This is a genomic window from Paenibacillus sp. FSL L8-0435 (assembly GCF_037965655.1).
Classification (GTDB): Bacteria; Bacillota; Bacilli; order Paenibacillales; family Paenibacillaceae; genus Paenibacillus.
This window is the reverse complement of sequence record NZ_CP150185.1, coordinates 5,102,748-5,128,149: the sequence shown is the minus strand read 5'-3', so window position 1 is coordinate 5,128,149 and position 25,402 is coordinate 5,102,748. Positions and strand designations below refer to the sequence as shown.

Below are 25,402 nucleotides of genomic sequence, written 5' to 3'. Positions count from 1 at the left end.
AATTTTTCCAAAGGATGCCTCCTTTATTTCTGGTCTATTAGAATCGTTATTTACAATTTCCAGTTTCCGCTCTATAATCATCTGAATATGATTAGTTAAACATATGGAGGAGCCTGTCATCTGCAGGCCCTCTTTATCTTTTTGGTCCACTGATTAGCAAGTCCATTCAATAGAATGGGGTATTTGAGTATATATTGCAGGAGGCAGACATGAGTTCCATTTATAGAAGTGAAGAAGGCAAGAGCAGCATACTTGAAGAGTATGAGATTTATTTGAACGAGTTGGGTGAGAAATTTACTCGGGAGTATGTAGAGACGCGTTTTGGCAAGACGCATGTTTTACTGACAGGACCTCTAGATGGCAAGCCGTTATTTATTCTCCAAGGCGGTAATTGTGTGAATCCGATGACGTTGTCCTGGTTCTCTTCCTTATTCAAGGAATACCGGATTATTGCTCCTGATACGATTGGTCACCCTGGTTATAGTGAGGAAGCGAGTATCTCCACACGGTTTGATAGTTTGGCTTTATGGGTGTCGGATCTGCTGGATCACTATGATATTGAAAAGAGTGCGTTTATCGGCCCATCGTTTGGAGGAGGCATTATCCTCAGACTGGCTACCTATATTCCGGAACGCATCTCGTGTGCCGTATTGGTTGCTCCTGCGGGTCTTGCGGTCAACTCCAAAATTAAAACAGCTCAGGATATCACGCTGCCGCTCGTCAAGTACCGCATGACGTCTTCACCATCTTCTTTGCAAAAAATTACGGACAACATGTCGTGCAACTGCATGAAAGAAATGGATAAAAACATTATCGGCAAACTTTTTAAATACGTCAGCATAGATCAAGATCTGCCCAAGCTCACGGAGCGAGAAGAACTGGTGAATTATACGTCACCAACCTTGTTGTTGGTAGGGGAGAAGGATGTCTTTTTCCCTGCGGATAAGTGCATTGAACGGGCTCAAAAGATTATTCAAAATGTTCAAGCCATCAAGTATGATACAGGACATTTTCCTTCACAGGACGTTTTGGTTCAGATGAATGAGGAAATACAGCAGTTTTTACAAAAGAATTATTAAAAAGAGTCTGCAAGAGCTGGACGGAGAAATGTTTTTTTCCAGTTTAATAAAGTAATTCGCTTTATCTGTCGATAGAGTATATAAGAGATATTTCCTTCTATAGAAGAATTTCATATGGCTTAGGACCAGTTCATAGTCAGTGTGGTATAATTAATATTTAAATATTTCGCGTTAAGGTGTTTCAAATTGCATCATTTGGTTTATATGTATAGTTGGCGATGAATTGCTCACGGGTTGAACCAAATGATGCATTTACGCGGAAAGTCTTCCGATCGACAAGGTTGAAAAGAGGTCTGTTATGAGAAAAGACAATTGTAAAATGGCATTGCAGCGCAATGTGATTATAAATGATACATATCAGGTAAGACAGGTATTAGCCAGCAGTGAGTTGGCTATTGTATATGCAGGACGAGATCGTAACACGGGTGCCAAGGTAGCCATTAAGGAATTTTTCCCACAGAGACTGGCTGAACGTCAGGCAGACAAGCGGAGAGTGTTCTGTTCTTCACGAGGATACGGTGGGCAATATCAGGAGCTACTGGCTGCATTTCTGCTTGAAGGTGAACTGTTATCGAAACTGGACCATCCTCATATTGTTTCGTATTTGGATCATTTTGAAGCAAATGATACGGGGTATCTGGTTATGGAATACTGCACGGGAATCACATTGACCGAGTATCTGAATGAACACAATCATGCTCTTGATGCTGCCTTCATAACGGAGACGCTGCTTCCACTGGTGGATACATTGGATTACATACATAAGCAAGGCATCCTTCATCGGGACGTGAAACCTTCCAACATTATGGTTATGGAAGATGGTACACCCAAACTTCTGGACTTCGGCTCAGCCACCCGTTGGCCTATGCAATCCGGAGAGAAACAGGTGATATTTACATCGGCTGGTTATTCTCCACTGGAGTTCTATTCAGAGAAATCCAGTCAGGGACCGATGTCGGACATCTATAGTTTGGCAGCTCTGCTCCATTATTGGGCATGCGGGCAACCCCCTATGGACGTGAAACAGCGGTTGTTCCAGGATGAATTGCCATCTGTTCGCTCACATAATGAGTATGTGAATCCTTGGCTCGCTCGTGTTATTCATTGGGGTTTGACGGTTCGTTCTGAGAAACGCTGTGCCTCCTTAGCATGGGTCAGAAGCTCGTTGCGAGTTCAAGCCTGGGTGTGGAAAGTGCGTAAACCTGGAACGGTGGAATGGTCTTTGGCCGAGAATGAACATACACAGGTCTATGAAGTGGAGCCGAAAAAGCAACATGAGATGGCATAAGCATGCGTGACCTATGTTCATAAAGTGGATGCACTTAAATGAGCATAGCAGTTGAATATATGAACAACATAAACAAGCCAGTTCTTACCATTGAAGGGGACGAACTGGCTTGTTTTCTTTTATATTTTGATAGAAGGCATGCATCAGTGTGCTTCATTTCCACGTAGTTATCACACGGTGTTTACTGTGAATCTCTCTTTTGTCCTACATAGATGTTGGTACTTGGTTTGATGGCTTTGTAACGAATTTCGATCTCCGTAACGCCATCCTCAAACGTAATGTACAACTTTTCGTTGTACTCCATAGCTTCCGTATGTCTGCGCTTCACTGGAGTTCGGCCTCGGACAACCGTACAATTCGTATCGTGCCGGACCAATAACGTTTCTTTCTTACCCGCTTCCAGCCAGATTCGTCCCGATTCCGGTACTTTGACCCCGATGTCCATGCGATCAAACAGTTCACTGAGACTTACTTTTCGGCGTTCCAATGAAGTGAGAGGCCAATTGGTCACCGGTATATCCTCGCCGTTCGCTGTAGCTAGAAAGTATCCTTCCAGTCTTCCGCGGAATATGGGTTTTGGCTTCAATATGAACCAATACAGTGCGAAAATACCACCAGCAAGAAGCAGGCCCAATCCTGTATATAGCAGTACCTTTTCACGTAAAGAATGAATTTGCAACGAAATGTCCGTAGTTATACTTGCTCCCTCAGAATCCGTTGCTGTCACCTTGATCGTTGAACTTCCAGTGTGAAGAGAAGACCATCGCAACAGGTTACCTTCAATGACGGCATCCCCGAGTTTGCGCTCACTTCCACCGTCTGCAAGGACATACGTTAATGGATCATTATTGGCATCCTTAAAGTAGTTGTTCAGGTCGACATCTGTATTGCTGTCGTCTTTGGATAACACCATGGATTCACCGGTAGCTACGGGTGCTTGATTCGTAATGTCTACTTCAACCGGAGTAATTTCTCGATAAAAGTCTGGACCGTCGATCCGCAGTCCCCATGTATACAGATCCGACTTGGGAAAAGTGTATTTTCCCGTAAATCCGCTACCTGTATTGGTCAAAGGGATACGTTCTGTCTTTCCATCAGATGGATTTACAATGAGTTCCGCTTCCAGTCCCTTGTACACATCCAAGTCCTTAATGGGCTCAGGGTCCACAGCCTGGTCGTAGAGTGATGCCTCAAATGTGATGCTCTTCCCCTTGACTGGCTGCTCCGTTGCCATATTTGCGACCGCAGAGACGTTGTAGTTCCCTAATAGGTTAATCTTCACCAGATCACCGCTACGGCCTTTGAATTTCAGTTTGAACTGTCCTTTGACCGGACGAATGATCTTCATCAGAGCATATTTATCAGACCGAATGAAGCTGACATTGCTCGACTGATAATAGAGCTGAGCTTCGGAGACAGCATGATCAGAGAGCATGATAATGTTGGCATCCGCCATGCTGGAGTTAGGAATATCCACGGTTACTTCCTGCATTGCTCCTGTTGCAGTTACAGCCGCTACAGATACAAGAACAGATTGAATCTGATCTGCAAAAATACGATTGAAGATTTCAGGCAGATCGTCCGCACTTCCCGTGATAAAGGAAGAACCACCTGTTTCTTTGGCGATACGCTCCAATTCTGCCGGGTTAACCGTACCGTCGCGGTTTAATCCTACAGTATAGATGGGATAACCAGCTTGTTGTGCCATCTCAATAACCTTGTCCACATCTTTGGATGAGTCGGCAGGTGTTCTGCTCGTCGATCCTCGTAAATCGGTTTCTCCGTCAGAGAGCAAAATCATAAATGGTTTACGCTTGTCCGTCTGGGATTGTTCAAGCAGGCTAGCACCTCGGCGTAAGCCAAGTCCGAGATCTGTATATCCTGAACGATTTAAGCCATCCACACGACTACGAAGATTATTGCGAGCTCCAGAGGATGAAATATCCATCAGTGGTACGGATGAAGTGATCTTGTCATTGTAGGCTACGAATCCCAATCGGGTCTTAGGTCCACTACTCATATCCATAAACATATGTATAACTTCTTCGGCAATGCGATCTTTGTCGGTCTCATTCATGGAGTAGCTAACATCCAGGACAAACATGGCATCGAGACCTTCGTACGCGTGGGTCTTGACAGATGATTCTGCGTGTATTTCCCCAATGTCCCATGCTGGAATTAAAAAGCTGATGAACAAGAGAGTGAAAATTGCTTTTTTGAATTTTATTAATATCATATGATGCTTTGAATCTCCTTTCTGTTTTGGGTACTGCAAATGTTTTTGATATCAAACTAATTTTTGTTGAAAAAATTTTTTTTCTACACGATATAACCCCGTTATGCGTAGTTTCAATAAGTTAAAAATATTGCAACACCGCATACGTTAAGGCGATTTCCTCTTGATTAGGAGTAAAACTCTACTAATTTTAAATCATTGAACATCATCCAGATTATAGGATATTCTTTATCATCGGCATGATTCGATGGGAAGTGAAGCGGAAATCGGAAATTAGTTCTATAGGTATATCGAAGTCACAAAAATGAGCTTTTAGACCTATATAGGGTAATATTGACAAAACATATCACTGATGATTAAGATGAATTCCATAAATCTCCAAAGCAAACGGCATAATCTGGTACATAAGTTCCAGTCATATGTTGACAGCTCGTTCTATTGGACTTGTGATCGCCTGAGAAGATGATTCTCTTAGATCATGACCAAAGACTGATAGAGCGTGCGGAGTGTCAAAAATTGATGGAGGGGGGGAAGCATTCGCCCGAATGAACCATCATTAGGGGGATGTTGCCTGAATGGATATTATTAATCAAACGAACCGAACGATGCTTTTTGAAGAGATCAATCCTGAGAAAATGGATTTGATTACGATTGTCGGTGACGTAAAAGGGATCGACAGTCTGAATGATGACAAGATCAAGGAGATCAATGAACACCTGCTTGTACGAAGCTTCGATGAGTTTTTGGACAAGTTTTCTCCCAGTGTGTATTCCTTTTTCAATGCGGTAAACCAGAAAGTCATGTATACGCTCAAAAAGCCCGAAGGGATTCCGGATGAAGCAATCTCTGAGATCAAAATTGATCATAGCAATGACTTCCTGAGAATGCTCTTTACCCTGATCGATACCAAACGTAGTCAGGGGATTACGAATGTAGATTTCAAGTTTGAAAATTTGCTGGATATGATCTCACCGAAAAAGGTTATGGATGACATTCGGCAGGTACGGAAAGAAATTCATTACATGTACGGCCAGCATGAGAAGCTGGATGACGGGGACCCGAAGAAGTTGGATATCGGGGATAAACTTAATGTCATGTTTGAAGATGCGAGCCGGAACTATAACAATGTCATGGCGATGCTGCCACTGGCCATCGAAGATATCAAAACCCGCTTGTTGCTGGGCCGTGCTCAAGAAGAAACTTCTTCCGAAGCGATTCAGATAGGACAACTCACGATTGGTGAGAGCGGAGAATTGAAAATTATCGAAGCTCCAAAGAGTGATAACAACGAGTTGATGCTCCTGGATGAGTCGACAAGCACAGATTTGACTCAGGTGTTTGCCGAAGATTATGATTCACTCTCCGAGGCACCTTCACCGTATGTACAGGATCTGGTCGTTCGTACATTCTGCCCACTGCCTGCGGTTCAGACGGATGTCGATACGGCAGTTGAAGTACAGAATTACAATACATACCTGGAATTTTACAAGAACGCCAAGGATGACTTTGTAAAAACCGTAAAACCGCTGGTAGAGAAAATTTTGGGTGTCAAAATGTTCTTTGATCAATATGCGACCAAAAACAAAGGCATGCTGCCTTCCATGCTGATTGCCAATGCCAAGCTGGATATGCTGGTTAAGAGCAGTAACATTCCGCGGCTGGAGACCTATCTCAACACAGTCAATGCCAAGAATGATTTTACCGACACCATTTGGTTCGGTATTGTTCCTTCCGTTGAACTGGAGAATACGGGACAAGTTCAAGTCAGCCGAGCCCGTTTCCGTGGTAACGAGAAAGTGGTTAAACAAGATGGAAACAGTATGGAATCCCTGTCCATGCTCCTGCAAGTCGTTAAAGACTACAAAGTACAAGTATTCTTCAGCTTTGAATCCGGAGAAGAGACTACATTCAGCAGCATGGCTACTGCGGGCATCGATAAATATATTGATAAATGCGCGGTATTAACTCGCAAGGACTACAGCGAATTCGCCATTCCAAGTGCTCCGAATTTCACCATCATTCCGAAAGAGAAATCGGGTGTCGTTATCGACAGCCGTATGCTTCAGACAGAGAATGGTGTGGAACTTTCCAAGGAGAAAGAAGACATTCTGAAGCTGTGGATTGAAGGTGTGTATGTCGGTGCGTCTTATGTATCTGCCGGAATTGTGGCTGCATATCAGTGCCCCGAGTATCTACGAGGCGCATTCAAAACCGTGAACCGGGATTATCCAGGTGTGCGTTTTGATATTGAGGCAGGGGATAACAGTCTGCGTGTAGTGACTACGATGACCAAAGAAATCTCCGGATTCACGAACACCATCAAGGATTCGATTAACCGGAAAAACTTTGGATTTATTTTCTCATCGGAGAATGCCCAAATCCAGGATAGCGACATCAAGCGGATCACGGTATACAAAGCGAGAAGCATGGCGATGTCCGAAGATGGCTTTGATTCCTTGTATAAAACACTCGTAAGTACTTACATTGAGCGCTTGCTCCGTTTCCAGACGGGTGATTTCAAGCATGAAAATATCGTCAAATTCTTCAGCAACAATCCGAGCAGTCAGAAGAGTCGGTGGCTGGGAACCCGAGGGTCGATCAATTCGATCATTCAGGAAGGTGACGATATGAGCTTTATCATCGATGAGAAGAGCAATATGTGCCACATTGACCTGGTATTTAACGGCAACGTGAAGAACCTGGAGGTCATGATTACCAAAGGCACCAGCGCGATGAAGGTGTAAGAAACTGGAGTGGGTACAAGTTTTAGAAATGGAATATGATTCTTTAAACAACGAATTATAGACATTCATTTTGGTGTTAGAGGCAGCCTTTACTGGCTGACCTTATACATATATTTCGGTACCTCTCCCCAGATGGAAGAGCATGCCGGGCACATTGTTTTCTAATCTTAAGGAGGTTTTTATTAATGGGTTTTGTATTGAAAGTAGAAGGCGCAGAAACAATCGAATTGGGAATGGATAATATCCGCACAGTAGTGTATGACACAGATACACCGGATGATTCCAACGCTAGATCCACAGATGTAGGTGCAACACTTCGCATCAGTGGCAAAATTATTACAGCAACAGACGGTGACAATGCAGATGACACGATGAAACTTGCTCTGTGGTCCCTTGTTCCAGCTGAAAAAGCAGATTGCTACCGTAAAGTAACCCTTGAAGTGGTTGCGGCGGATCAAGTGGTACGCAAAATTTACATGCCTAACGCGTTCGTTGTGGATTACACAGAACGTTTCGGAGATACCGAAGGCGTAGGTGAATTCAGCCTGTTCATCAAACAGAAAAAAGACAAAACGGAATTCACTAAAATTGAAGGCGGCTTCCCGGTATAAAAGGGAGCAGCTGATGTTCCGGGTCAGTTATGGCTGGCCCAGAATAATTCTGTCATGTTAAGGGGCCTTGGTGCCCCTTAATCTTTATTTACGCCCGAATACGGCAGGGAGGCAGGGACGAATACCATGAATGATTATTATGCCGTGCTTGGTGTGGAACGTGAAGCTTCTCCGGAGCAGATCAAGAAGGCTTATCGTCAATTGGCGAAGAAATTCCACCCGGATGTTAATGGGGGAGATCCGCAGGCAGAGATGCGTTTCAAGCAAGTCCATGAGGCCTACAGCACACTCGGAAATCCCGAGTTAAGGGCTGCATACAATCAGCAACCTCGATCTACAGGGAACCCAGGAGGACCAAATGGAGCAACATCCAGTACTGCACGAGAAAAGAGTGGACAAGCCCAAAATGGACCTATGAATACCGATAAGGTATGGTCGGATCCATCACGAATGCAGGAACAGTTTGAACAATTTTTTGGCTATCGCCCCAAAGGCAAGGGAAGCTCAAACAGTGGCAAAGCCGATCCCAACAAAGGAATGGATATGTCCGCCATGTTTGACCGATATTTCGGAGTTCGAAAAAAGTAAGCCGGTGGCCTGTAATGGATCGTGCCGGTTCAGGCGGAGGTTATGGAAGTGAAACGAGGAAGGTCGGTAATGACGATAGGGGTTGACGCATGCGTCGCCATGATTTCGTTAGCCGTGCTGTATTACATATTCATCATTAACCGGGACATGAGTGCCCAGTGGATAACTGGAATTATTGTGGTCCTCTCCGGGGGAGCATACCTGTTTTTTAAATACTTACCTGCCAGCAAGAGGGAAAAGAAGAAGTTGTCTTCACGGGTTGTGAAACTCGTACTGTTGGACGATGACGGTACAAGTGTGAAGGAATGGTACATTCAGGGTGAGACAAGTGTATTGATCGGAAAAAGTTCGAAGAACAGTGAGGCGGACATTGATCTGTCCGATACTCCATATGCTTCCCTCATCAGTCCGCAACATGCTGTGCTGAACAAAGCTTCGGGCCAATGGTTTATCGAGGATATTGACTCCGCCAGCGGCGTGGGCGTACGTAAGGGAAATCAAAGCAGATCATCCAAATTGGAAATCGAAGAACCCAGCCTGATTGAGGCAGGAGACTTAATTTATATTGCCAATACCCGCATTTTGGTGAAATAACGTTGGCGTACCATCATACAAACTTACGGGGGAATGAAAAGAAATGAGTCTGACAAGATGTGGAAACGGACATATGTTCAGCACGAGACGGCACGGAAACACCTGTCCATATTGCAATCTGGCCGTCGAGTCACCGCCTTCCGGCAATAGTGAAGCAGGGGGAGCAATCCCACGCGCGCCTCGCACGGCAGAGGATGACAGAACGATGCCATACCTGGGAGAAACGACAGGAATTGAACCGGTAACGGGATGGATGGTGTGCATCGAAGGTCCACAGATGGGCCAGGATTATCGAATTATGGCTGAAAAGAACTTTATTGGACGTTCGGAAGAGATGCATGTTCGAATCCTTGGGGATAACACGATTTCTAGGCGTAATCATGCAGTGATTGTATATGATCCCAAAAAACGGAATTTCTATCTGCTGCCCGGCGATGCTTCCGGCCTTGCTTATCACAACAATGAAGCGGTCTATTCTCCGGTGGAACTGGCTGCCTACGACGTCATTCAATTGGGTCGCAGCAAATTCATTTTCATCCCATTATGTGGTGTGCATTTTGAATGGGAGCAACAGTGAATACCTTTATGATCTTGTGGCACGACAAGGAGCTAACGCCTTATTGGGTTCTGGTAGCAGGCTGTTTGTCGATCTGGTTGTTGTTATTCGTCCGAAGCCGGATTCCGGTAAGGCAACGTGACGATAGGCCAGTGGGTGTTCAGATCGGGAATGGACAGACCATTGGTGCTCGCAGTGAGCAGGATGATTATTTTGCCTGTGCCGTGGAGCCATATGGTGTACTTGCGGTACTTGCCGATGGAATTAGCGGCTTATCTGGTGGGAAAGTAGCCAGTACAACTGCTGTAGAAACATTTATCCGTGAGTTTGAAGCGTTGGAGCGGTTTCCTGATCCGGCGGAGTTTTGGGATGCTTCTTCCCATGCGGCAAATCAGGCGATTCTTCGCAATTTACTTGGCGTTCCTGGAGGAACAACGTTGGTATCAGCCATGATCAAGGGCAGGGAGCTGTACTGGGGCGCAGTAGGGGACAGCATTTTGGCCGTGTTTCGCAAAGGTGAGCTACTTGCTATCAATCATAAACATACGCTGGAAACTCAACTCGAAGAACAGTATATGTCTGGAGAAATATCGGAGCAAGAGGCGTTGGATAATCCGCAGCGCAAAAGGCTGGTCAACTATTTGGGGTACGACCATTTTAAACAAATGGAAATCGCGGACGAGCCGTTTGCACTGCAACCGGCGGACAAGATTGTGTTATGCAGTGACGGGGTATACAACTCTCTTACTGAGATGGAACTGGAAACTATACTGGCGAAAGACATGTCGCCATTTGATGCAGCCCAGACCATCATTGATCTGATTGAAGAAAAACAGCTCGTGCATCAGGATAATGCCACGATTATCATTTTGGAGCAAGGATGGTAACGGATCAGGCAACGCACAGGGAAGGGAAATGGGGAGACGGATGAGGAAGGAGAACAGTGAATTCAAGACGGCTTTTGTCTCGGAAGCGGGATCTTTCCTGAAAAATCGGGATTTCTACGGCTGCGTTGAGCTGGAAGATTGGGCCTGTTATGTCATTGCAGATGGTTTGGATACGGATACGGAAGTGAATAGCGCACAGATCACAGTACAGACCATTCTGGAATCCTTTCTGGAAAAGCCAACCATGTCCAAACGCAGACTAACAGAGTATATCAAGATTGCACATGAATGGCTTCAGTATGAAAGTCGCCGAGTCAGGCTCAAAGCGGGATTCGTCATTGTCGTGACAGACTATACACGTATGGTGTGGGCATCTGCCGGACACAGCCGGTTGTATCATTTCCGTGGAAATCGGCTTGCATTAAAAAGCAAGGATCATAGCGTTGCTGTCCAGTTGGCAGCCGAAGGCCAGATTGCAGAGGATCGTGTGGATCAGCACGATGAACGCGGCAATCTGTACGAATACGCGGGCAAACCTGGCATGATCAGGCCGTATGTATCGGATAAGATCAAGCTGGCCGATGGCGATGTACTTGTGCTCTGCACCCCTGGATTATGGGAAGGGGTTCAGGATGCCGAGATGATCGATGCGGTTGAAGGTGCCAATGACCCGCAGACGCTGGCGGATACGCTTGAAGAAGTGATGCTTAGCAAGCAGCGTGCCCGTATCGAGAATTATAGTGCGGCAGCCTTATATGTGAACAAGATTTTTCATGAAGAGCCCAAGAACCGTAAGAAATGGATTAAGCGGATTGCCATCATGCTGGTTATGCTCCTGATTTTTGGTGGAGCCGGCATATTCTACGCGGTGAAAAGTGCAGCGAAAAAAGCTGAATTGGCCGTAGATATGCTGCAATATGAACAGACCGCAGACCAGTACGTCAAGGAACAAGAGTATGGCAAGGCGGTCTCGGACTACAGCTTGGCGCGCAACAATTCCATCAAAATCAAGGACCCGATACATAAAAAGCTGTTGACTGCGAAAATGGCTGCTGCTCAGACGCTGGTTGATGGGGAAGCTCACCTGAAAGAAGGCGACATTACCAAAGCAACCGCGAGTTACACCAAAGCATTGGAATTGTCTGAATCCTATAGCATGTTCAACCGGGAAGTTATTCAGGAGCGACTGGAGCAGATGACCACTTTCCAGCAAGTGCAAGACTGGATCACCGAGGGCGATCTGAAACTCCAGAACGGAGATTACAGTGGAGCAATCATTTTGTATAAACGGGCCAGAACGGCCGCTACGGAGACAGCTTACAAAGATGCGCTGAAGGAGATTGCTACGCAACTGGAGACGGCCGAGACCAAACGTGCAGATATCAAGCGACAATCCCGGCAGCTTCAGGCAGATACGCTGGAACAGAAGGGTGACCGCTTCAATGAAGCCGGAGACTACAGCGGAGCCATGGATGCCTATGCTTCGGCACAGGGAATTTATCAAGAGATCGATATGCTGGAACGTGTGCTGGCCATGGAGCGGAAAATAAACAAACTGGATGAGAAATTGAACCCACCGATACCGGCGGCTGATCTTACGCAGGATACGGCAGGATCAGACTCACCAAATACCTCGGGCATAACCTCGGATATGACCGGGAGTACAGGAAGTGTGAATACAGGCAATACAGTAGGGAACGGTTCTTCCACTGCTAATGGCACCTCGGCTGGAAATGGCAATGCGGATGCTTCCGGCTCAGGTACTTCTCCTGGAAAAACGACAAGTAATGCTGGCAGCAATTCTGCCTCCAAGGCTGACGGAAGCACCGATACCACGGAGGCTGATGTGAACGAACAGGAATCATCGGAAGGAGGAGATTCATGATGAAAGACATGATTCGTGACCGTCTTAACAAGATGGAGGATCTCGAACAACGCCGCATGCTCAAAGATCTCATGACAGGCGTTTTTCTTAATCTTGTGGAGTATCAGGAGACGCTGAACAAACAGATTGAGCAACGGGTTTTTGATGAGGTGTTGCCTCAGGAGGAACGTCATGATGTATATGTCACATTATGTGCGCGGGAAGATCTGGATCCCATTCATGAATTTCTGTACCCGATCATTCCTGAGGATGCTGAATCACAGTCCGTCTATTTGAGTGAGGCTTCAGAGGCATTGGCGCGTCAGGAAGAGATGAAATTATTCACGTTCTACATGGAATGTGGGCAACAGGAACTCCAATCTCTACTGAACAGTAATCGGACATTTCGCGGGGAGATAGTAACCAGTGGAGGCAGGCATGCCATAACGGTTCGGTTGAAATCAAGTGCAGCGTATATCTCCAAAGTTGAAGAATTGTACCGGGTCTTTCGTAAGAACAGTCTGCCATGGAAATCGATCAATGCACCCTATGTGTACAAATTCATTGATTGTGTTCTGGTCAGTTCGGACGATGGAGAAGCATGGGACAAACAACATGCTGTCAAGGAACTTTCCATCCATCTCGAAGAGTTTGAGTCTTATAAAAGAACCAATATGATTCCGCTGTGGAACATTCAGAAGCTGGATATGAAAACGGGTGGATTCCCTGTTCCGGCTTCGGACCGAATCAATTATGAACATGTGTTGCCACTCCGCAAAACCGGAACGGAACACGGATATCTGGTGGATGGAGACGAATCGCATATTCGGTATATCAAAAGATCGGAAGAAGATATCACCATCGTATCACCACTGGAAAAATCCGATTCATGGACGGTGCTGAAAATAGCGGGTCCCGTCGCAACCCGCATTGGCAGGATGGACTATCCGCTGTTTTCCAATAACAAGCGGGAAGGGTTTGCCGGTAAATATGCTCGCCAGGAAGGACGTTCTGTACGATCCAAAGGAGAGATTTCCCGCATGGTTCACGCTTTTCAGGCAGCAGAGGGGTTGGAACTGGAAGATGTGCAAGTGGTGGCGCCAGGACCCGCTTTGGGCATTACGTATCCACTTAATGCATTTGTTAGCGATCATGTCCGTGTTGAAACAGATAAACATCGAATGATTTTAAGGTTCAGCAGACACGGAAAGCAGCCGGGACAGGCCATTTTTCTGGATGATCTGCTGAGCTTTCTGGTATCCGAAATCCAGCTGGCTTTCCCGGAATACTGCTGCGAAGGGGAATGGGTGTGAGTACAGCATGAATTACATCTGGGATCTGATTATTCGGGCCAAGCGTAATGGAACCGATCTGCGCGACGTAACCTTTGTGCCAGCACGTGTATATTCGCCTTACATGGAACTTAGCCAGACAAACCTGAATGCTTCAGGCGTGGAAGGCACGGTTGAAGTCAATCCGTATTATCGCTTTTTTGATATTTTCCGGGACCTCTTCGATATCAATAATGAAGAGCAGGTGGAGTTGCGGGAAGCGCTCTTTGATCTGGTTATTCATTTTCTGGCGGATATGGATTTGATGCAGGGGATGAACAAGAGGGAGTATTATATTCGCTTCATTCTGAAGGATATGCATTCGGGTGTATACGGGGATCGGGTTCGGCGGCGACTGGAGCTGTTCGGACAGGAGGAGCAGGAAGTGATCGCCTGCAATATGCTCCGTTTGTATGATACGGGAGAGGCGGTTCATCTGCTGAGGGATACCCTTGTTCGAATGTTCCCGCGTTCAACCCTATATGCCAATTGTGAAGAAAAGGATGAATTGCTTTTGTATATTGGTCAGGTAGAGCGTACGGAAGCGAAGGAGAAGCTGGAACTGATTCTTGAACTCTTTCTGCCGGTACGTTTCGACACGGAAATATACTGGGGGCATCATTTTGGCATTCTGGATGTGGATTATACGATGATACAGGACGGGATTGCCCTATATTAAGCAGCACCAGCAGTTGTAAGGAGGAAGTATAGATGAACGGCTATTCATACCGATTGTATCCTGATGCCACGAGCAGGGAACGTTCCAGAGGAACCATGCGTTATACGCGTGAAGAATTGATGGACATGACCACGTTCCAATTACGGAACATTTGCTACAAGGAACGGTTAATCGAGGGATTGGGTCCTCGGACGGAGCGGGAAGAACTGATTCGGATTATTTTAAAATTTCTGGGAGCGGACGATATATTGTGGATCAATCAGTCTGTTGAAGGTGGATTCGAGCGGATACAAAAGGCTATTTCTCGTCATATGACGGCGCCCATGAGCAGTGATGGAGGCATTAGTGTACCTGCGCGACTGATTCTGTACGAAGGATTGAACGTGGACAAGCTGGATCGATATGTGGTTACGGCACCGGGGGGACTAACCGAATCCAACGTACTTTTAGTCAATGAAAGCATGGAGCTGTGCGGCATCTTCAACCTGGTTAAGGACGACTCCGTATCGGGAACCTTTTATTTGACCGCAGGAAGTGGGGCGACCTGGAAGAGATCTGGAAACAGACAGTATAGTCTTCTCTTTTTCCGTAAACGCGACTCGGAGTACCTATATCAGACCTATTATTCCAGCAGACCGCTTCCACCGGTTCATATTCAATATACTCAAATCCCACTGGCAGATCTGGACATCCGGGAGCTTGAACCGACAGAAGCAGTGCTTGCAATTGATTTTGGCACCTCCAATACGACGGCAGGCGCCTATTTGCATAACGGTTATATTCAGGCGCCGAGCAGCCAGGATTTGCTGAATGGGCGAGTCCGTATGGATGCCATCAACTACGTTTCTTTTCCCGATCCTACATACAAAGATACGGATTGGATCGAGGTCTTGCCTACGGCCATTGGGGTGGCGGAGTGTTCGGATCCAGCGAACATTCGTTACGAGTTCGGCTATGAAGCGCTGCGAAGTATGCGTCGGGGAGGATACAGTAGCCGGGCGAGTGTCTTCCGCAGCATGAAGCGATGGGTGAACAATTACAACAAAATGGAAGAAATCGTCGATGTTCATGGCAATGCGGCCATCGTTTCTCGTATGGATCTGCTGCGTGCGTACATGAATTACATCATCCGAACGGCAGAGCATCAGTTCAAGTGCAAGTTTCGCCATGTGCACTTTACGAGTCCCGTGAAGATGAAAATACAGTTTTTGCAGATGTTCGGAGAGATGCTCCCGGATTATCGGATTGAGCAGACGTATGCGCTGGATGAGGGAATGGCTGTGCTCTATAACACCCTTGCTGACGGGATGGAACGTGGTGCTTTTATGGAAGGGCAGACGTATCATGCGCTCGTGATTGATTGTGGCGGTGGAACGACGGATTTATCTTCCTGTGCCTTTACGATCGAGGATGGACATATGGCGTACAAGCTCGATATCCATACGACCTACGAAAATGGGGATACGAACTTCGGAGGTCACAACATTACCTATCGTATTATGCAATTCATGAAGATTGTATTCGCCGACTACTATAGCGGACGCCGTCAGGTGACGGATATTGATAGCCTGATTGAGGCACCTGGTGCGGATGTGTTCCGTCAGGTGGACGAAGAGGGTGTGAAGTCCGTTTATCAGAAGCTGGAGCAACGCTATGAGGAGGCAGAACACATCATCCCGACTGCGTTTGCGCGCAGAGAGAACCGTTCACGGGATGAGTATTTGCGGGTAAGAGGAAACTTCTACTTCCTGTGGGAAATCGCAGAAGAGATGAAGCAACAATTTTTCCGCAAAACCGGCATCTTGCGTAACCGATTCCACTCGGAGATGGAGGGCGACGGGGACAGTGATCTGCAGATCACCACCATGGAGCGTTGGTTCCTCTCGGTAGAACGGAATGGGGAGTTGAAGGATGAATATGAGTTCCCCGATGTGGTGTTCAATATCAAGGAAATTACCCAGCTGATTAAGGCCGATATCTATGAGGTGGTTCGCAAGTTTTTGGATGATTTCTATCGGCAGGGACGGATGAACCAGTACTCGATTATCAAGTTGACAGGTCAGTCCTGTCGCATTGATGTATTTCGGGAAGCATTGAAAGAGTTCGTTCCAGGCAGAAGCATTGAGTTTCGGCAAAAACCTGCGGAAGGGCGTGTGCCTGATCTTAAACTTGCCTGCCTTCGAGGGGCGATTCGTTATCTGAGTGCGCGCAAAACGGGAAGCGTTCAAGCCGACATCACGCATGATGCCGCTGTAATTCCGTATACCGTAAGTGCCTACACACATAATGGACGTGAAAAAATGCTGATCAGCAGTCTGGATCGGAGTGATGGCATTCCAGGTAGCATTTCCCGTCCATTCGAGACGGCAGAAGTGGAGTTGTATCTTAGCGGAAGCGATGGCCAGCTGAGACAAAAATTCGTATATGCGAACCGCCCGGATTTCTATAAAGAGGTGCTTTATGAAGACATCCGGGATCGATATGGAGATAAAATTCCGCAGGATGATACGGATTCCATCGTGAATGGGGAGACGAAGTTTTTTGTCTTTCCGGATGATCGTCATTGGGGCTTCCATGTGTTGCCTGTAGCTCGCAGAAATGAACGGCTGTATCTGGGATCGCAGAAGCTGCTTCCGTTTGAAACAGACTTGTCGGAACTGGACTTCTTTGACGGAATGAAGTGAGGACCACGGGCAGAAAGGGGGAACACCGCTCATGTTCACATATTCGTATCCGCATTTTAACAAGGGAAGAATTCTGAAAACATCCATGTTGGAGGGACTACGTGATTTCCCCAGAGACTTCATCGAACTGTACTATCGCGGTTATGCAGATGGCATTCTTGCAGGTGCAGAGGTAGAAGTTTTCCCGGACAGATTGTTCGTCGCCCCTGGGATGGTGTTGCATAAAGGAAGGATTTATATGCTGACAGAGCCTATGGAACTGGCATACCAAGCTACGGGACGGGTCAATGTGCTGAAGCTTCGGTTTACCGCGGAGGAGACCGTGAGTGACATGACGATAAGCCATTCCGAACTGCTCTTGGATGAAGAGACAACGTGCACATCGAGAGAGTTGGAGCTGGCTCGATTCAAGCTGAAGGAAGGGGCGCGGCTGCGGCGTGACTACCAGACCTTTGCCGACTTGGCAACGGAGTTCAACACCCTGCATGTCATTCATGTCCCTTATGCAGCCGAGGGGGCAAGCACCTTATCTCCTGTTGTCATGAAGGATTATGCCGAGAGGTTGCTTCGAACGGGGACCTCTGATCCCCAGGATCTGGTCTTCGCCATGATGTGTCTCAATGAAGGAACGGTTGCGCGTAGCGTCATTTTGCATCACATTGCTAGTCGATTAGGGCTGGAGTACAGAGAATATGATAATGCGCAGATTCATCGATATCTGGATCGCATACTGGCGAATGCAGGTCGGGGAACGGGACGTTCGGGTATGCCGGTGGGCGGACCACATCGTATGATTGTGGATTGATTCAGCACAAGGAAAGGAAGTTGTTCTTGATATGGAATATCTCGATCGCAAAGTAATTCCCATATTATATAACCATCGTGAAAATGAAGAGAATGGTCAGAACAGTGAAATTGAAGAGGCGGTTAAATTGGCACATAAATCTCAGGCTATTGATTCAGCAGAGCTGCCGGCGAGGCTCCGTATTGGAAAGGAAAGCGTATTTCTAAAACGAACTGAGCTGTACGATAGTAGGGTAGCCATATCCCTTCCACGTTCATTGCGTTTAATTTCAGAGAAGGAAGCGAGCATGAAGTATCCTTCGTCTCATCGGCCGGAATGGATATATACCAATGATTCAGGGACAGTCAATTTTACGTTTAACAGGCTGGAGCATCGAATTTCGGAAGAGGAGCTGACTTCCTTTACCGAAACGATGGCCAATGTCATTCGAGGGACGCAGCCTATCAGACAATGGGAGAAACATGGCGTTCGAATTACTGAAACGGGACAGTTCACGGGCTACTGTCAGTTTTCCATTCAGGGGTTGAATAATCAGATTTATAACCATATCGGTTTTTCGATTTTAGACCAGTCAGTTCTTGTTTACGGATTTAATTGCACGGATGAAGAAAAGCGCGATTGGCTGGAGCCTGGGGAGACGATTCTTAATTCACTTGCGATCCATTGAAGTTGAGAGGGGATGAGAAACATGAGTCTGACTTATGAAAATCTGATTATTGAACCATATGAACTGTTGCATTTGCAAGAACTGACGATCCGGAAAAAAATGAATGAGCACACTCGGCTCGTGTTTAAGGGCATGGTGTCTGAGGAATGGAAGGATCGCTATGTCGATGTTACGGATAAGGATACCCCAATTGAAGTGTGGCAAAAAGATGAGGATGGTAATAAGAAGCCTCTGTTCAAAGGCATTCCACTATCTGTTGAAGTGCAGGTTGTCAGAGGTGTATATACGCTCCACGTGGAGGCCATCTCACATACATACCGGATGGACATTACAAAACGAACGCGTACATTTCAAAATGTCAAAATGAAGTTACCCGATTTGTTAAAGGAACTGGATCAGGATTATCCGGGGCTGGACGTGATTGATGAGGGAACAGGGGGGGCCAAGATCGGGAAGGTTGCCGTGCAATATCAAGAAACGGATTGGGCATTTCTCAGGAGACTTGCTTCTCGCTTTCACACGAGCTTAATGCCGGCCGCTCAGTTTGACAGCCCCAAATTTTATTTTGGCGTCTTTGAGCACGGAAACTCAATCGATCTGGACAATACACGTTATACAATCCGCAAAAACATGGCACCATTCATGTACTTTACCGAAAACGATACGATAAAGGTCAACGAATCAGATTTCATTATATATGAAATCGAGACAGATCAGGTGATGGAGCTTGGACATCATATTACCTTCCGAGGCAGAAGCCTATATGTGACTGAGGCATATACCGAGCTTGTGGGAGGAATAGTGAAGCACCAATATGTACTTAGCCTTCATAGAGGACTAAGACAAAAGACATATTACAATTCGATAATTGCCGGAAGCTCATTACTTGGTCGCATCCTTTCAGTGCATGGTGGTCATGTAAGAGTTCAGCTGGACTGTGATGAAAAACAGGAGGAAGAGGAAGCGTTGTGGCTGTTGTATCAGTCGCCATACATCGCAGAGGGCCAGACAGGTTGGTATGTCATGCCTGAAGTGGGTGATCCGGTGGCCGTATATTTTCCAACGCAAAACGAAGAAGAGGCCTATGCGACAGGAGCACCCCGTCTGGATAATAAGGTAACTGGAACGAACCAATTAAACAAACCGGATCATAAAATTTTCCGTACGCCTTATGGCAAAGAAATCAGACTGACCCCAGATTCCATCTCCATTAGCAGCAAAGAGGGCGAGGTGTTCATACGTCTCAGCGGGGACGAGGGCATTCAGATTATCGGAAGCCAGCAGATTCGGATGTCTGCTGGGGGCAATATCTCGCTCAAAGCCGGGAAGAAAATAACGTTATCTGCCGATTCGCAATTGTTGCTGGAAGGCGGGGGAGGGACATTCAAATTGGATGGACAAGCAAAAATGAGTGGATCAGAAGTGAAAGCCAACTAGTATAGGGTGACGTATGGGCAGGAGGGATAATTTCCAATGGATCGCAAGGAATCTATATTACATTTTTATACCCATCAGGTAAAACCTGCGCGGGCCAAACTTATGGATGATTTGCAGCATACGCTGCATACAAGGTATACGGAATTGACAGCTGAGCTCCAAAGTCATTTCAGGTTTATGGTTCAGGAAGTCAGCGACGCCCAAAAGCGTGGGGCGAAAGGGCCGATCGCTTACATTCAATATTCTATGTTGCGAACAGAACTTCTTGGAGGGGCGATGAATGTCCTGGTCGAAGCATACGATGCTTCATGGTTGCTGGATCGAACACCCATCCGTTCATTCTATTCTTCCCACTGGGCCTATGAGTGTCTTGAGCGGATGCTCAATGGATTAAGAGAAGAACTTCCTCACTATCAAGGAACCGTTACAGTGGTAGAACTGGAACGAATCATGTTACAGGAAGCGGCGTTGGTGAATCGGTATCTTGTACATTTTATACGCCGTAGCTGTAGCGCGCTGGAGGACTTCGAATGGAACTCCCTTATGGATCTGGAACAGATATTCGAAGTACGTGTAGGAGAATACTTGGATGCTAGTGAGTGCGTATTTCGTTTTGATCAAAGGACTAGGAGCATTGAGGAGATTGGTGAAGCATTGGAAGAAAGTGATGGTCTGGAGGTCATGTACGCGCATTTTCAGGGACTAGATATGAGCAAAATGGAGTGCAACGATCTGGATTTTCGTTACAGCCGTTTTGATCGTATCGATATGCATTCTACCGATTTTCAACGCTGTATCTTGATAGGGACACGTTGGCGCGATTGTAGTCTGGAGAACACCGATTTCACCGGAAGCATTCTATATGGGGCAGATTTCAGCGGGTGTTCTCTGGAAAGAGCTGTTTTCAGGGAGATAATAGGGGAGGTGGGACATCCGGAAGGACTCGCTCAGGGTCCAGAATACGATGCACTTAACTTCGAGAATTCAAACCTTTCAGGTGCTGACTTCCGGGGGGCACACCTTCGTGGAGCCATATTCCGTGGAGCCAATCTAACAGATACGTTATGGGAGGGTGCTGATGTGGAGGGTGCGATTTTTGACGATGCCCAGAGGAGGCGAGGGTTATCCGATACTTTCGTCTAATGGCCGATCCCAGATGGATACACCGCGTAGAGACTGAGCCTGTCGGTGAACTGCAACGCAGGACCTGGAATCAGGCTTTTCATGATTCGGGCAGTGAGCATACAGCCATTAACCTTTATGTGCGAAGCGGATTCCATGTCGATTATACGGATTATTTGGAACAGCCGGTTCCCTTGGTTTCAGATCAATTGCTTGAAACACTTATTTTGTATTGTCCTCAGCTCAAGCGAAGGGCTACCGTATTAACGGACAAGGAGCGAATGACCCAAGAGACGTATTGGGCCATTCATCCTCCTGCACTGGCAAACGTATTATCTCCTCATACCCGTCGGCGCATGGATGGAAGTCTGGAGCGGATCGTACTGAAGCGAGATTTCCCGGATGTACCCCTGTTCCAATTGATGGAGCTGCACGAAACCGTGATCATTGTCAATCTGGCGTTGTCGGAGAGCATTCTGCGGCGAGATGTGGCAGGAGTACAATTCATTCCGTTGGACTTGGAACAAACGAATTAGAAGGGAGAGGTTATGATGGTGCGAAGTCAAGATCATGATGCCCAGATTCATACGGCTGGAGAAGCCTCTAAAAGCTATGTCGTTGCAGGAGCAATACTTAAATGCAATTGCGGGACGCAGCGTACACGATTGAAGATACCATTCAGTCATGGCGTATATATCAAGGGGAAGGCGAAGATGACTGTCGAGGATTATGTTCCAGGTATTCATATTGGATCATTCGGTAACTGTTCCAATCCAGCTAATCCAGCAGTAGCGGCAAGCACGATGGTTGACATCTATGGGGTTAAGAAAGCGCCTTGCGTTCCCGTGCTGACCATGCCTTGGCTTCATGGAAAGGGAGATACCAAGGTGGAAGGGAAAGCTGCACTGCTCAGTCACTGTACGCACAAGTGTCTGTATGGCGGAGATATCGTCATAGAGAATGACGGACAGCAATTGGACTTTTGACGATGAGTGAAATTACGGAGAAAAAACTCGACCAGATCGGCTATGAGCAAATACGTCTATATTGGCCTTATCGTGCACAGTGGTTAGAAGGCGTGCAAATTACCCGCCAAGTGAACGAGCATGCGAAACTCTACGTCAGCGGTATAATTCCGGAAGAGGATGGGCCGGGCGTTCTTCAAGTTCAGGCTGAAGGGGAATCTATCGTACTCAGACAAGTCGATGAAAATGGTAGATCAGTGAGGAGACTCTTCCATGGCGTAATGACATCGCTCTCGGTTCATTTGTCGGGAGGGGTCTATCGATTCGAACTTGAAGCCTTGTCCAACTCCTATCAAATGGATATGCGAATTGAGGAACGAGCCTTTCAAAACAGAGGGTGGACGTTCAAAGAACTCATTCAATTCATTATGAATTCTTACCGCTATTCGGATGTCATGGATCAGGTTACCGAAAATACCTCATTGAGCGGACTTGTATTACAATATAAAGAGACCGATTGGATGTTCCTACGCAGGCTTGCCTCGCGATTCGGTACAGTGCTGGTCCCCGAAATCACAGCGGCATCACCAAAACTGTATATCGGTTTGCCCGCAGGTAAGTTGTGGAAATGGCCAGAAGACCAACCTTATCAGGTTCGTAAGGAGCTGGCTGGAATCGACTGGCACGGCTCCGGAACGGAAGATCGATATATCATTCAGGGCCCCAAGGGATCGCAAGGCGTATTGCAATATACGGTGGAAAGTGTCGAGACCTATGCGTTGGGAGACAAGGTCGAACTTCCAGATGGCAGAGAGCTGACCGTGGTGTATGCCCATTCGCGACTGGAATCCGGGTTACTCATGACGACATACCGCATGGTACTCGAAGACCACATTCGTGTACCTAGATGCAACCTATCGGACCTGATTGGGTTATCGCTGTACGGCGAGGTGGTCCGCGTGATTCATGATCACATTCAGATCAAATTACCCATGGATGAGGGCCCGATGACGCAAGGCTCCGCTTGCCCCTATCCGGTCGCGCCAGTTTATGCTGCGGAAGGGCATAGCGGGTTATACATGATGCCGGAGATCGGGGATCAGGTGGAATTATATTTTCCAAGTAGTCTGGAATCCGGAGCGTACATTCGTCATTCTATCTCTGAGGGGAAACGTTCCACTAACGGAGGGACAGAGCATAAAGTCTGGGGGCATCCTGCCGGAAGCTCTATCGGGATGTCGCCTGAGGAGGTTACACTGCAATCTGGATCCGGGTTGACGATTACCTTAAATGATCAGGGGATCGTATTGAATAGTCCAGGCAATCTGTCCATTCAAGGCAGCAATATCCTGCTTGCGGCCGGACAGATCGAAGCCACAGCACCAGAAGCGATTTGGCTGCTTGGCGGGGGTGGTAGCTTCATTTTGGACGGGGAGGCCAACGTACGAGCAGGTCTATTGCAACAGGAGGGCAGCAACAAAGCGCCTGTTCATGTGGCGGATCTGCCTCCGGAGCCGGAGCCACCGCTGATGCCGATTGAGGAGTACGAAGCAGCTCAGGCCGCAGCAGCCGCAGAGGCTGCTGCAGTGACGCAGGCATCAACGACGAACCCGAAAGATGGATCGTTGGCTGGAGCTGCATTGGCCATCACTGCTATGATTCCGATCCTGGGAGCTCTAGGGGGGATTGCTGCTCAGACAGCCATCGGCGTAGGTATTGCTGCCGTTGCCACGGGTCTGATCGCGAGCGTGCCGAAGATAGGCTCCTTCAAGCCTTCGGCTCTGAATTTGCTAGACCGATTTACGAACAGATTTACCGAGCTCCAACAGCAGGAGAACGAAGCGAAATGGACGATGCTTGGTAAAATGCTGACGGCCGCCAAAGAGCTGACTACATCGACTTCGGTGACCGATTTCTTTAAGAAGTTGGAACAACAGAACAAGGAGATTAGCCTTGCTTATGAGCAGATTCCGAGTTACTTCCGTGAGAAATGGGCGCGTGAAAAATTCCAACGTGACCTGCAGAAGTCGCTGGAATTTTTCAAGAGTGTGGAGAAAGACGATGTTCAACATCAAACCTTCTTTTCGCCCTACTACCAAGAAATTTCATGGGCATTAGACAGTGCTGGCATATATCATAATATTACCGTCGAGGAATTAAGAGATTATGATTTTTGGTTGCGTCAGGACCTGACATTGGAACAGATGAAATATCTGACACAGTTGATTTACAATCCGATTAGCCATGAGAAATTCGTAGAGATGATCTACGATTATGAAATGCATCGCGATTTAATAGAGAACGGAACGATGATTGGTGGTAATCTAAGGGTAAGGACGCCAGACATTGAAGGAAAGGTCATGCAAGTTGTTGGTAAAGGATTAAAAACAGCAACGACATTTGTAAAGAAGAAATGGACAGATAGCCAGAAAATGAGGATCGTTTCTGGGGGAGGAAGCGATTGGAGCGGGGATAAGTCGAAAAAAACGGGACAAGCAGGTTCTGGTGGTAAAACAGAAGCTGAAGTTGGACCTGAAACTAAACCTAACCAAGCGGATAGTGACCAGAAGCCACCAAAACAGAAACCAAAAGATACCGAAACTAAGACGAATCCAGAAAAAGATGCTACTCCAAATGACGTGAACTCATGGAAGAAATCTCTGCCAAATAAGGTTGAGGATAATTCTGAAGCGGATACTAAACCACCTAAATCAACCGAACCGGAGAATCCGAAAACAAACAAACCGAAGGATGATTCGGAAGGCACTGAGGGAGCGGGAGATGTTGGGACACCGCCTCGTTATGGAGATAGACAAATTACTGATAAAGAATATAAAATATTGAGAGATGAAACGCCAACACCAGAGTTAAGAGACAAGGTTAATGAGGGACACAACAAAAATGTGGAGACAAAGGACGAAGCAATACCCGGAAAAACTTTTATAGGTTCTTTAGAAGCAGACCATATCGTACCAATGAATAATATAACTAAAATGGACGGTTTCGGGAAATTAACAAAATCACAACAGCTTGAAGTTCTTAATAATCCAGATAACTTTATTGGATTAAGCAAGTCAGCCAATACTTCAAAACAGTCAAAAACCTTTGAAGAATGGACTCATTATAAAAAAGGAAAGAAAGGTGAAATTGAAATCGATTCTGAATTCAGACAAAGAATGATGATTATTGAAAGAGAAATAGAAAGGAAGCTACAAAAGCAAATAGATGATTTGAATAATTTGAATAACAAGTAGGGAGTTGAAAA

The 25,402-nt window shown here is 46.6% G+C and carries 20 protein-coding genes; 19 read left to right on the top strand and 1 reads right to left on the bottom strand.

Annotation, left to right across the window (positions count from 1 at the left end):
• Nucleotides 1-209: 209 nt before the first annotated feature.
• Together NST33_RS22810 and NST33_RS22805 are read left to right on the top strand one after the other, a co-directional pair.
• Nucleotides 210-1,079: an alpha/beta hydrolase gene (locus NST33_RS22810; protein ID WP_221824352.1), complete on the top strand. Its 870-nt coding sequence runs from the start codon at nucleotides 210-212 to the stop codon at nucleotides 1,077-1,079.
• A 298-nt stretch (nucleotides 1,080-1,377) separates the two neighbouring features.
• Nucleotides 1,378-2,367, top strand: a complete 990-nt coding sequence (locus tag NST33_RS22805) for a serine/threonine-protein kinase (RefSeq protein ID WP_221824350.1) — start codon at nucleotides 1,378-1,380, stop codon at nucleotides 2,365-2,367.
• Between the two features lie 181 nt (nucleotides 2,368-2,548).
• Here NST33_RS22805 and NST33_RS22800 read toward each other — a convergent pair whose 3' ends face one another.
• Complete coding sequence (locus NST33_RS22800; RefSeq protein ID WP_339305177.1) at nucleotides 2,549-4,603, bottom strand: vWA domain-containing protein; 2,055 nt, start codon at nucleotides 4,601-4,603, stop codon at nucleotides 2,549-2,551.
• 575 nt (nucleotides 4,604-5,178) lie between these two features.
• Between NST33_RS22800 and NST33_RS22795 the strand changes: the two genes are divergently transcribed.
• The 17 genes from NST33_RS22795 to NST33_RS22715 all read left to right on the top strand — a co-directional run bounded on the left by NST33_RS22795 (nucleotide 5,179) and on the right by NST33_RS22715 (nucleotide 25,391).
• A complete protein-coding gene (locus tag NST33_RS22795) occupies nucleotides 5,179-7,347 on the top strand; it encodes a transcriptional regulator (RefSeq protein WP_221824348.1) in 2,169 nt (722 codons plus the stop codon).
• Between the two features lie 185 nt (nucleotides 7,348-7,532).
• Nucleotides 7,533-7,958, top strand: a complete 426-nt coding sequence (locus NST33_RS22790; RefSeq protein WP_056695746.1) for a hypothetical protein — start codon at nucleotides 7,533-7,535, stop codon at nucleotides 7,956-7,958.
• Between the two features lie 126 nt (nucleotides 7,959-8,084).
• A complete protein-coding gene (locus tag NST33_RS22785; protein ID WP_339178288.1) occupies nucleotides 8,085-8,546 on the top strand; it encodes a DnaJ domain-containing protein in 462 nt (153 codons plus the stop codon).
• 42 nt (nucleotides 8,547-8,588) lie between these two features.
• Entirely contained in the window at nucleotides 8,589-9,140 is a 552-nt protein-coding gene (locus NST33_RS22780; protein ID WP_127545040.1) for an FHA domain-containing protein, read from the top strand.
• Nucleotides 9,141-9,183: 43 nt separating this feature from the next.
• Entirely contained in the window at nucleotides 9,184-9,717 is a 534-nt protein-coding gene (locus NST33_RS22775) for an FHA domain-containing protein (RefSeq protein ID WP_091013796.1), read from the top strand.
• Nucleotides 9,702-10,583, top strand: a complete 882-nt coding sequence (locus NST33_RS22770; RefSeq protein WP_260632975.1) for a protein phosphatase 2C domain-containing protein — start codon at nucleotides 9,702-9,704, stop codon at nucleotides 10,581-10,583. The genes NST33_RS22775 and NST33_RS22770 overlap by 16 nt, the downstream gene beginning before the upstream one ends.
• 40 nt (nucleotides 10,584-10,623) lie before the next feature.
• Nucleotides 10,624-12,468 (top strand): SpoIIE family protein phosphatase, encoded by a 1,845-nt coding sequence (locus NST33_RS22765; RefSeq protein ID WP_221824344.1) that lies wholly within the window; start codon nucleotides 10,624-10,626, stop codon nucleotides 12,466-12,468.
• Nucleotides 12,468-13,760: a normocyte-binding protein gene (locus tag NST33_RS22760; RefSeq protein WP_221824770.1), complete on the top strand. Its 1,293-nt coding sequence runs from the start codon at nucleotides 12,468-12,470 to the stop codon at nucleotides 13,758-13,760. The genes NST33_RS22765 and NST33_RS22760 overlap by 1 nt, the downstream gene beginning before the upstream one ends.
• A 7-nt stretch (nucleotides 13,761-13,767) precedes the next feature.
• Nucleotides 13,768-14,457: an iron-dependent peroxidase gene (locus tag NST33_RS22755; RefSeq protein ID WP_100528546.1), complete on the top strand. Its 690-nt coding sequence runs from the start codon at nucleotides 13,768-13,770 to the stop codon at nucleotides 14,455-14,457.
• Nucleotides 14,458-14,489: 32 nt separating this feature from the next.
• Nucleotides 14,490-17,141 (top strand): molecular chaperone, encoded by a 2,652-nt coding sequence (locus NST33_RS22750; protein WP_221824343.1) that lies wholly within the window; start codon nucleotides 14,490-14,492, stop codon nucleotides 17,139-17,141.
• A 31-nt stretch (nucleotides 17,142-17,172) separates the two neighbouring features.
• Nucleotides 17,173-17,946 carry a DNA and RNA helicase gene (locus tag NST33_RS22745; RefSeq protein ID WP_221824342.1) on the top strand — a complete coding sequence of 258 codons (774 nt, stop codon included), beginning with the start codon at nucleotides 17,173-17,175 and terminating at the stop codon, nucleotides 17,944-17,946.
• Nucleotides 17,947-17,977: 31 nt separating this feature from the next.
• A complete protein-coding gene (locus tag NST33_RS22740; RefSeq protein WP_339305172.1) occupies nucleotides 17,978-18,613 on the top strand; it encodes a hypothetical protein in 636 nt (211 codons plus the stop codon).
• A gap of 21 nt (nucleotides 18,614-18,634) precedes the next feature.
• Entirely contained in the window at nucleotides 18,635-20,050 is a 1,416-nt protein-coding gene (locus NST33_RS22735; RefSeq protein WP_339305170.1) for a phage baseplate assembly protein V, read from the top strand.
• Between the two features lie 36 nt (nucleotides 20,051-20,086).
• The gene (locus NST33_RS22730) at nucleotides 20,087-21,193 is read left to right on the top strand and encodes a pentapeptide repeat-containing protein (RefSeq protein WP_339305168.1); all 1,107 of its coding nucleotides are present in this window, start codon (nucleotides 20,087-20,089) and stop codon (nucleotides 21,191-21,193) included.
• On the top strand, nucleotides 21,193-21,708 hold the full coding sequence (locus NST33_RS22725; protein ID WP_339305166.1) for a hypothetical protein: 516 nt from the start codon (nucleotides 21,193-21,195) through the stop codon (nucleotides 21,706-21,708). The genes NST33_RS22730 and NST33_RS22725 overlap by 1 nt, the downstream gene beginning before the upstream one ends.
• A gap of 15 nt (nucleotides 21,709-21,723) precedes the next feature.
• Nucleotides 21,724-22,158, top strand: a complete 435-nt coding sequence (locus NST33_RS22720; RefSeq protein ID WP_307543034.1) for a DUF4280 domain-containing protein — start codon at nucleotides 21,724-21,726, stop codon at nucleotides 22,156-22,158.
• Between the two features lie 2 nt (nucleotides 22,159-22,160).
• Nucleotides 22,161-25,391 (top strand): hypothetical protein, encoded by a 3,231-nt coding sequence (locus NST33_RS22715; RefSeq protein ID WP_339305164.1) that lies wholly within the window; start codon nucleotides 22,161-22,163, stop codon nucleotides 25,389-25,391.
• Nucleotides 25,392-25,402 lie beyond the last annotated feature (11 nt).

Bases quoted from the DNA above. Each gene is read 5' to 3' on its own strand.
- NST33_RS22810 (WP_221824352.1), top strand. From the start codon at position 210: ATGAGTTCCATTTATAGAAGTGAAGAAGGCAAGAGCAGCATACTTGAA.
- NST33_RS22805 (WP_221824350.1), top strand. From the start codon at position 1,378: ATGAGAAAAGACAATTGTAAAATGGCATTGCAGCGCAATGTGATTATA.
- NST33_RS22800 (WP_339305177.1), bottom strand. From the start codon at position 4,603: ATGATATTAATAAAATTCAAAAAAGCAATTTTCACTCTCTTGTTCATC.
- NST33_RS22795 (WP_221824348.1), top strand. From the start codon at position 5,179: ATGGATATTATTAATCAAACGAACCGAACGATGCTTTTTGAAGAGATC.
- NST33_RS22790 (WP_056695746.1), top strand. From the start codon at position 7,533: ATGGGTTTTGTATTGAAAGTAGAAGGCGCAGAAACAATCGAATTGGGA.
- NST33_RS22785 (WP_339178288.1), top strand. From the start codon at position 8,085: ATGAATGATTATTATGCCGTGCTTGGTGTGGAACGTGAAGCTTCTCCG.
- NST33_RS22780 (WP_127545040.1), top strand. From the start codon at position 8,589: ATGGAAGTGAAACGAGGAAGGTCGGTAATGACGATAGGGGTTGACGCA.
- NST33_RS22775 (WP_091013796.1), top strand. From the start codon at position 9,184: ATGAGTCTGACAAGATGTGGAAACGGACATATGTTCAGCACGAGACGG.
- NST33_RS22770 (WP_260632975.1), top strand. From the start codon at position 9,702: ATGGGAGCAACAGTGAATACCTTTATGATCTTGTGGCACGACAAGGAG.
- NST33_RS22765 (WP_221824344.1), top strand. From the start codon at position 10,624: ATGAGGAAGGAGAACAGTGAATTCAAGACGGCTTTTGTCTCGGAAGCG.
- NST33_RS22760 (WP_221824770.1), top strand. From the start codon at position 12,468: ATGAAAGACATGATTCGTGACCGTCTTAACAAGATGGAGGATCTCGAA.
- NST33_RS22755 (WP_100528546.1), top strand. From the start codon at position 13,768: ATGAATTACATCTGGGATCTGATTATTCGGGCCAAGCGTAATGGAACC.
- NST33_RS22750 (WP_221824343.1), top strand. From the start codon at position 14,490: ATGAACGGCTATTCATACCGATTGTATCCTGATGCCACGAGCAGGGAA.
- NST33_RS22745 (WP_221824342.1), top strand. From the start codon at position 17,173: ATGTTCACATATTCGTATCCGCATTTTAACAAGGGAAGAATTCTGAAA.
- NST33_RS22740 (WP_339305172.1), top strand. From the start codon at position 17,978: ATGGAATATCTCGATCGCAAAGTAATTCCCATATTATATAACCATCGT.
- NST33_RS22735 (WP_339305170.1), top strand. From the start codon at position 18,635: ATGAGTCTGACTTATGAAAATCTGATTATTGAACCATATGAACTGTTG.
- NST33_RS22730 (WP_339305168.1), top strand. From the start codon at position 20,087: ATGGATCGCAAGGAATCTATATTACATTTTTATACCCATCAGGTAAAA.
- NST33_RS22725 (WP_339305166.1), top strand. From the start codon at position 21,193: ATGGCCGATCCCAGATGGATACACCGCGTAGAGACTGAGCCTGTCGGT.
- NST33_RS22720 (WP_307543034.1), top strand. From the start codon at position 21,724: ATGGTGCGAAGTCAAGATCATGATGCCCAGATTCATACGGCTGGAGAA.
- NST33_RS22715 (WP_339305164.1), top strand. From the start codon at position 22,161: ATGAGTGAAATTACGGAGAAAAAACTCGACCAGATCGGCTATGAGCAA.